Below are 6,002 nucleotides of genomic sequence, written 5' to 3'. Positions count from 1 at the left end.
AGCCACGGCAACCCGCTGCTGCTGCCCGCCGGATAACTCCACCGGACGACGATCTTCAAGGCCAGTGAGGCCGATCTCCGAGAAAAGCTTCTGCACCCTGTTCCGACGCTCCCGCGCCGGCACACCCTGCAGGAGCAAGGTGAACTCGGCGTTTTCCAGGGCGGTGAGGACCGGCAGAAGGTTGTAGGCTTGGAAGACGAAACCGATGCGATGCAAACGCAGACGCGCCAGCTCCCCTGACGATAGAAGCTGGAGGTTCTGTCCCGCCACCCAGACCTCGCCGGTGTCCGCCCGGTCGAGTCCACCCATGATGTTGAGCAAGGTGGTTTTGCCGGAACCTGAAGGACCGGCAATAGCCAAGAATTCCCCCGGGGCAATCCGTAGATCGACTCCACGCAGTGCCGGGACCTTGATCGGTCCCGTATGGTACGTCTTACTCACGCCACTCAGTTCCACCGCCCACTCAGCCACATCGCCCTCCAATCCGTCCTCGGCCCCCAGCTGTCCACTCGCTTCTAGGGCCTGCGGCCGGCGTCATTTCTATGGCCCGCTCCCCGCCCGCACTCCAGAGGCTTCCGGCGGACGTGTTGGGTCGCTGCTGGCTGCCAAGTCCGACAGGCTGCTAGATTACCTTCAATGCATCAGGCAGTTCCGTTCGCGCTGCCTTGAACGCCGGGTAGAAGGACATGATGGTCGCCATCATGAACACTATGCTCACGGACCCGACGATTCGCCTCAGGCTCAAGCGCGGGTAGATGATCGGGTCGAAAACGAACGCCGTGGGAAGGCCGCTCTTGAAGAGCCAGCGCAGATCCAACCCGGCGGTGGCGAAATGATGGTGGATGCCCAAACCCAGCGCCAGACCCATGGCGAGGCTGATCACCGTGAGAGCCAGCGACTCACCAATGAGCATCTCTGCGAGCTGCCGAGGCCGCAGGCCAAGAGCTGTACACACACCAAATTCATAGCGGCGCTCCAGTGCTCTCATCAGGATCGTGTTGAATATTCCCAGCCCGACCATCGCTAGTACAACGCCGTTCATGATGTAGTTGAAGGTCTCGTCCAGCCGAAAGCTCTGCACCAGCATTGGCGTTGATTCCCGCCAGGTCAGAACTTCGACCGGACTTCCCGCCAGCTGCTGCCGTAAGTCGTTTGCCACCATCTGCGAGTCACCCTCCGGTGCAAGCAGGATGGCTATCTGCGTCACCTGATCTGGCACCCCGAGCAGTGCCTGGCTCTCAGACAGGCGCACATGGATGACGTGGGCATCGATCGCTTGTAGACCCGTTCGAAAGATCCCGCTCACCCGCAAGAGCGTGTTTTGCATTTCTCCTTCGGCTCTATCCGCCGCGTCGGCGCCAGGCGGTCGTACCGCCTGAGTCATGAGCACGACCTTGGAGCCTATCTTCACCTCGAGCTTGCCGGCCAGCTCAGCCCCGATGACCACCTCAGACGGTTCGTCGTCATTCAGATACGCCCCCGCGACGATTCGCTGAGGGATCAGGGACACGGCCTGTTCCTCTCGTGGCACCACCCCAACAATGCTCACGCCCTCAGCGTTGGCGGCGGAACTCAGCAGCCCAGAGGCCAGCACCCTCGGACTCACCCCGCGCACAACATCCTTCATGGCCTCGGTCTGCAGGAACTCCTCGGCCACAGACACCACTCGGGCCGGAAGCAACAGCTCCTGAGAGCCGGCGTCTTGATACCCCTTTGCCTGGATCGCTACGTGCCCCGAACCCAGTCGCACCGCATCGGCAATCATCTGCTCGTGGCTGCCATCGAGGAAGCCCAAAGAGATCAGCAGCAACGCCAGACCCACACCCAAGGCCAGAGCGGTCAGCAGGGTGCCTCTGGGATTGCGCCAAAGATTGCGCCAGCCGATTTTCACCAGCAGGGAAAGTTCCGTCATCCCTAGGCCCTTGAAGGTACGAACTTGTTGTTCATGAGTCAACTTTCATCCGAAGCCGCACCCAGCGACCCAACCCTGTCCTGAGCTCCGTCGAAGGAGGCGAGCGGACCCGCCGAAAGGACGCTGGGCGCAGCCCGCTAGGCCTTCCGCAGCGCTTCCGTCGGCCGATAGTGCGCTGCCCGTAACGCCGGATACAGGGCGGAGACGACGGCCGTGATGGCTAGCCCCAGAGCCGCTTGGGAATACGCAGAAAAATCTTGCCGGCCGTACCACAAATGACCCACCGGTACTCCAGCCACAGAGATTTCGTTGGCGACGCCGCCCAATTCCAGACCATGGACCTGCAGATACCAGAGAAGCGGAGCCCCAAGCGCTACTCCTAGGACCAGGCTGACGACCGCCAATCCTGTCGCTTCTGCCAGGACGAGACCGACGACCTGAACCGGACGCATTCCCAGGCCCATAAGCATTCCCAGCTCCCGGGTGCGCTCAAAGACCGCCATGAGCATGGTGTTCATGATGCCCATAACCGCGAGAAGAAAAAATATAAAAAAGAGCATGACGGTAACACTGCGATTGAACTGCACATACGCGGCAAGCTCCGGCGCCAGTTCAGGCCAGGCCCGGACTCGAACGGGAAGGGTCTTGCCGAGTTCGGCCTCGAGTGTCCCAGCCACGGCAACAGCCTCGGTGGCGTCGTGCAGCTTGATGCCCACTTCATGGATCCTGCCGGGCGCCAAGTGCAAGAGCTCCTGTAGAGAAGAGAGAGACATGAGCACCAGACCCCGGTCCATGGGCTCAATACCGGTATGAAAAATCCCCGCAACTGCGTACAGGTCGTCCCCCATCGACCCATCGGCCGCCTGCGCCAACAGGGCGATTTCTGATCCGACTCCGACGCCAATGGTGGTGGCGAGTCTGTCTCCCATCACGATACCCTTTGGCATCCGTTCGTTCAGGTAGCTCCCTTTGACTATCCTGGTATGCAGGACGGTAACCTGTTGTTCCTGATCAGGGGCGACCCCCATGAGCTCCACTCCCCCGGATTGGTGAGCGGCACTTGCCAAGCCGTGGCCGTACACTCTCGGAGTAGCGGCATACACTCGGTGATCAGCCGTGACCGCAGCAAGCATCGCGCTGACATCCGTCCCTGGTCCCGCTCCCAGGGTCTTTTGAAGGGAACGATTGGGGTAGTAACCAGGAGCGTGCACCTGGATCTGGGAGAAAACAAGGTTCGTGCCGTTCTCAATCATCTGCTGCCGCAGGCCTTCCATCAGGCACGCAACGAACAGCAGCATGGCGTAGCCCAAGGCAATGGCCGCCATCGTGATGGACGTACGGCGAGGATTGCGCCAGAGATTGCGCCAAGCCAGTTGGGGAAGCCGTCGGCTCATCGCTTCAGGTTGGACAGGGAAAACGTTTCCGCGCTGATCGGCACGTCGAAGCTGATATCTTCGAACACGATCGTGGTCTGCTCACCAGGCTTGGCCACCGGCCGCATGACCAGGCGCGTAGGAATGAACCTCCCGCCCATCGTTTTGTACTCGGAAAAGGTCCGCTCCCGGACCAGCTTCCCGTCCTCATCATAATAGCCCTGCCATGTGGGCATCATGTTGACCTGGTAGAGCTGCACAATGATTTTCCCCCACACCACCGCCGCTTTCGGCTTGGGTGTCAGGGTATATTCGTACACGGCAACTCCACCGCGCTCTCCTTCAAAGAAGGGCGCAATAGAATAGTCGCGCGCGAGCAGACTCTCTTTCACCAGATCATCGACGGTGAAGTCGCTTCCCATCCACGAGGTCATCGTCATGGAAGGAGGCACCTTAACCGTGCGGTTCGATTTCGGCAGATAGTACCAGATGTCGCTGCCGACTTTGAGGACGGCCGTGCCGGCTTCCTCTTGCGGACCGTCGATGCGGAGGAGGACGTTGTCCGTTCCGCGCGACCAGATCTTCATCGACAGGTTCCGTTGCCCGTTTTCGTTGGAGATCTGCATTTTCACCGTTGCGATGCTGGACTTACTGCTAAAGAGCCGCGCCACCCGGTCCACCGCCTCTTGCGCACGTTCGTCCGCAGCATGAGATGTCTGACTCAGACTCAGCAATATCAGCCCAAGGCACATGGCCATGATTCTTTTTTCCCGCCGCATAACCGGCATGCTACCCGCGCGAGCCAGAGAATCAACAGTAGCGATTAGCCGCCCGGGTCGTCGCGCCACATGCTCGCCGACCGCATCCCAGCAGGGCAAGCTATCGATGCGGCGCAGAGATCAAGTGACCAACCGGGGTTCAGGCTTGGCTGGCCTTGTGCTTCATCGTGAATTCGCGTTTGACGCCGACTGTGCCTTCCGCCAGCGGCGTGCCCATTGCTAGTCCCATCGGTATCCGAGCCAGAAGGTTGAACGCGCTGACGGCCAGAGAGAGCGCGAACAAATCGTCCTTGCTGGCAAACCGGGCGAAACCGATGGTGAAAACGAGCTGAGTCGTTCCGATACCTCCTGGTAAGAGCGGCGCATTTCCTATCGCCACAATGAGTGGCGTCAAAGCCAGCACCTGCACGAGTGGGATCCGGATGTGAAAACTAACGAACTGCCCATAGAGCGCGAAGCCTGCTCCCAGGTAAATCGGAAACCTGATGGCGAGCAGCTTGATGAAATGCGAGAGCCGCGCCGTGCGGAAACTGACCAGCGATGGCCGCTCGTAGAGCCATCGGAGCCAATTGCTGGAACGCAGCCGCGGCCCCCAGAAAAGCCAAAACGCGGCGATCAGACAGCCGACGACAAACACACCTGCCACGTAGTTGAGGCCGAGCCGAATCGGGGATGTCGGCACGAGAGCGATCGCGACCAGCGACAATATGGCGAGCAGCATGACGTCGACACCGGCCTGGTACATCAAGGTGCCTCCGGCCGTTAGCCAGGGCAGGCGCTTGCGCGCGTGCAGGAAGAGCACCAACGCCCCGCTGGCGATGTGGGAGTTGATGGTCTGAAGAAAGTAGACCGCAGCCATGACCGGAAGCAGCTCGAGCCCTGTGGTCGGAGCGTGAAAATAACTGAACAGACGGGAAAACACGATTGTCTCGCCGATAAACCAGCAGAGAAAGCCGCCGAGACTCACGGCGACAAAGAGCCAGAGCGTGGCGTGGCTTGCGGCGTCGGCCACCTGACTCCAGGAGACGCCGCGCGCAGCGTACCATACGATTGCCGCCGCGATCGCGTAGGCAACAAGGCTTTGCAGCACTGTTTTGCGCAAGTGTCGTCGCATTTTCCTGCGCCCTCCTATCACGATGCAGCGTGCCAGATCGAGTCAGGAAAACCGTTCTGATTCGGCGGGGAATACTCACGCCCGCAACGCCGTGGGTAGAAGTACGCGCGTACTACCCCGAGCTTACGGCGGCGGCCGTGGCCGCGTACAAGTGGACATGACCACGCCGACCACAGTGGACCGTGGTCGAAGGTTTCTGCGGGCGGCTCATGCAGCCGCTCTGTCACGTGGACAGAAAAGGAGCGGACTATGATTGAGAGGAACGCTGTACTTCGCGCCCTGGGTGCGGTGTTGATTGCGGGACCGGCGTTTGGCGATGGCGACTGCAAGTACAAGGGGACGACGTATTCACACGGCTCGGCGGTCTGCCAGTCTGGCACTCAGTACCGGTGTGCTGATGGGCAGTGGAAAGGGTTGGCAATCGCCTGCACCGAGAATCCGCCGGTCGGCGCATCGTGTCGCTGCCTGAGCAGGCGCTCCGGCGCGGCACAAGGAAGGAGAATGGATCATGGTCACACGCATCTGGATCTTCGGCGCGCTGCTGGGCGTTCTCATCCTGCCGCTGCATAGCGCTACTGCTACGCCGGCAGTCGTGCCAGCCTCTGAGGCCGCTCAAACGATTGTCGTCAACGACCTGAGGGTCCAAGAGGGCTCGGTCTCAGGCACCATCGTCAACAAGTCGCCTGCCACTGTTCGTGGAGTTGAGTTGCTGCTCCGACAAACGTGGCTGTGGAACGACGAGCGTCATCCCGGGACCGACAGCCCCGGTAGAACGCTGCCGTTCACGTTCCGTGCAGACATCGCCCCCAACGCCAGCGCGCCGT

6 protein-coding genes are annotated in these 6,002 nt (G+C 60.7%); 1 reads left to right on the top strand and 5 read right to left on the bottom strand.

Going from position 1 to position 6,002, the window contains the following annotated elements; genetic code table 11:
* The 5 genes from VF515_01125 to VF515_01105 form a co-directional block, all read right to left on the bottom strand.
* On the bottom strand, positions 1-471 hold a 471-nt coding region (locus VF515_01125), incomplete at its 3' end, for an ATP-binding cassette domain-containing protein (GenBank protein ID HEX7406229.1).
* 151 nt (positions 472-622) lie between these two features.
* A complete protein-coding gene (locus tag VF515_01120; protein ID HEX7406228.1) occupies positions 623-1,912 on the bottom strand; it encodes an FtsX-like permease family protein in 1,290 nt (429 codons plus the stop codon).
* A 137-nt stretch (positions 1,913-2,049) separates the two neighbouring features.
* Positions 2,050-3,306 (bottom strand): ABC transporter permease, encoded by a 1,257-nt coding sequence (locus tag VF515_01115; GenBank protein ID HEX7406227.1) that lies wholly within the window; start codon positions 3,304-3,306, stop codon positions 2,050-2,052.
* The gene (locus tag VF515_01110) at positions 3,303-4,037 is read right to left on the bottom strand and encodes an outer membrane lipoprotein-sorting protein (GenBank protein ID HEX7406226.1); all 735 of its coding nucleotides are present in this window, start codon (positions 4,035-4,037) and stop codon (positions 3,303-3,305) included. The genes VF515_01115 and VF515_01110 overlap by 4 nt, the downstream gene beginning before the upstream one ends.
* A gap of 166 nt (positions 4,038-4,203) precedes the next feature.
* Positions 4,204-5,166 (bottom strand): lysylphosphatidylglycerol synthase domain-containing protein, encoded by a 963-nt coding sequence (locus VF515_01105; protein ID HEX7406225.1) that lies wholly within the window; start codon positions 5,164-5,166, stop codon positions 4,204-4,206.
* A 520-nt stretch (positions 5,167-5,686) separates the two neighbouring features.
* Here VF515_01105 and VF515_01100 point away from each other — a divergent pair.
* The coding region (locus VF515_01100; protein HEX7406224.1) for a hypothetical protein at positions 5,687-6,002 on the top strand (316 nt) is incomplete at its 3' end.

This window comes from Candidatus Binatia bacterium, assembly GCA_036382395.1.
Taxonomy (GTDB): domain Bacteria; phylum Desulfobacterota; class Binatia; order HRBIN30; family HRBIN30; genus JAGDMS01.
The sequence above is the reverse complement of the archived record's forward strand: the minus strand, read 5'-3'. Positions and strand labels throughout refer to the sequence as shown.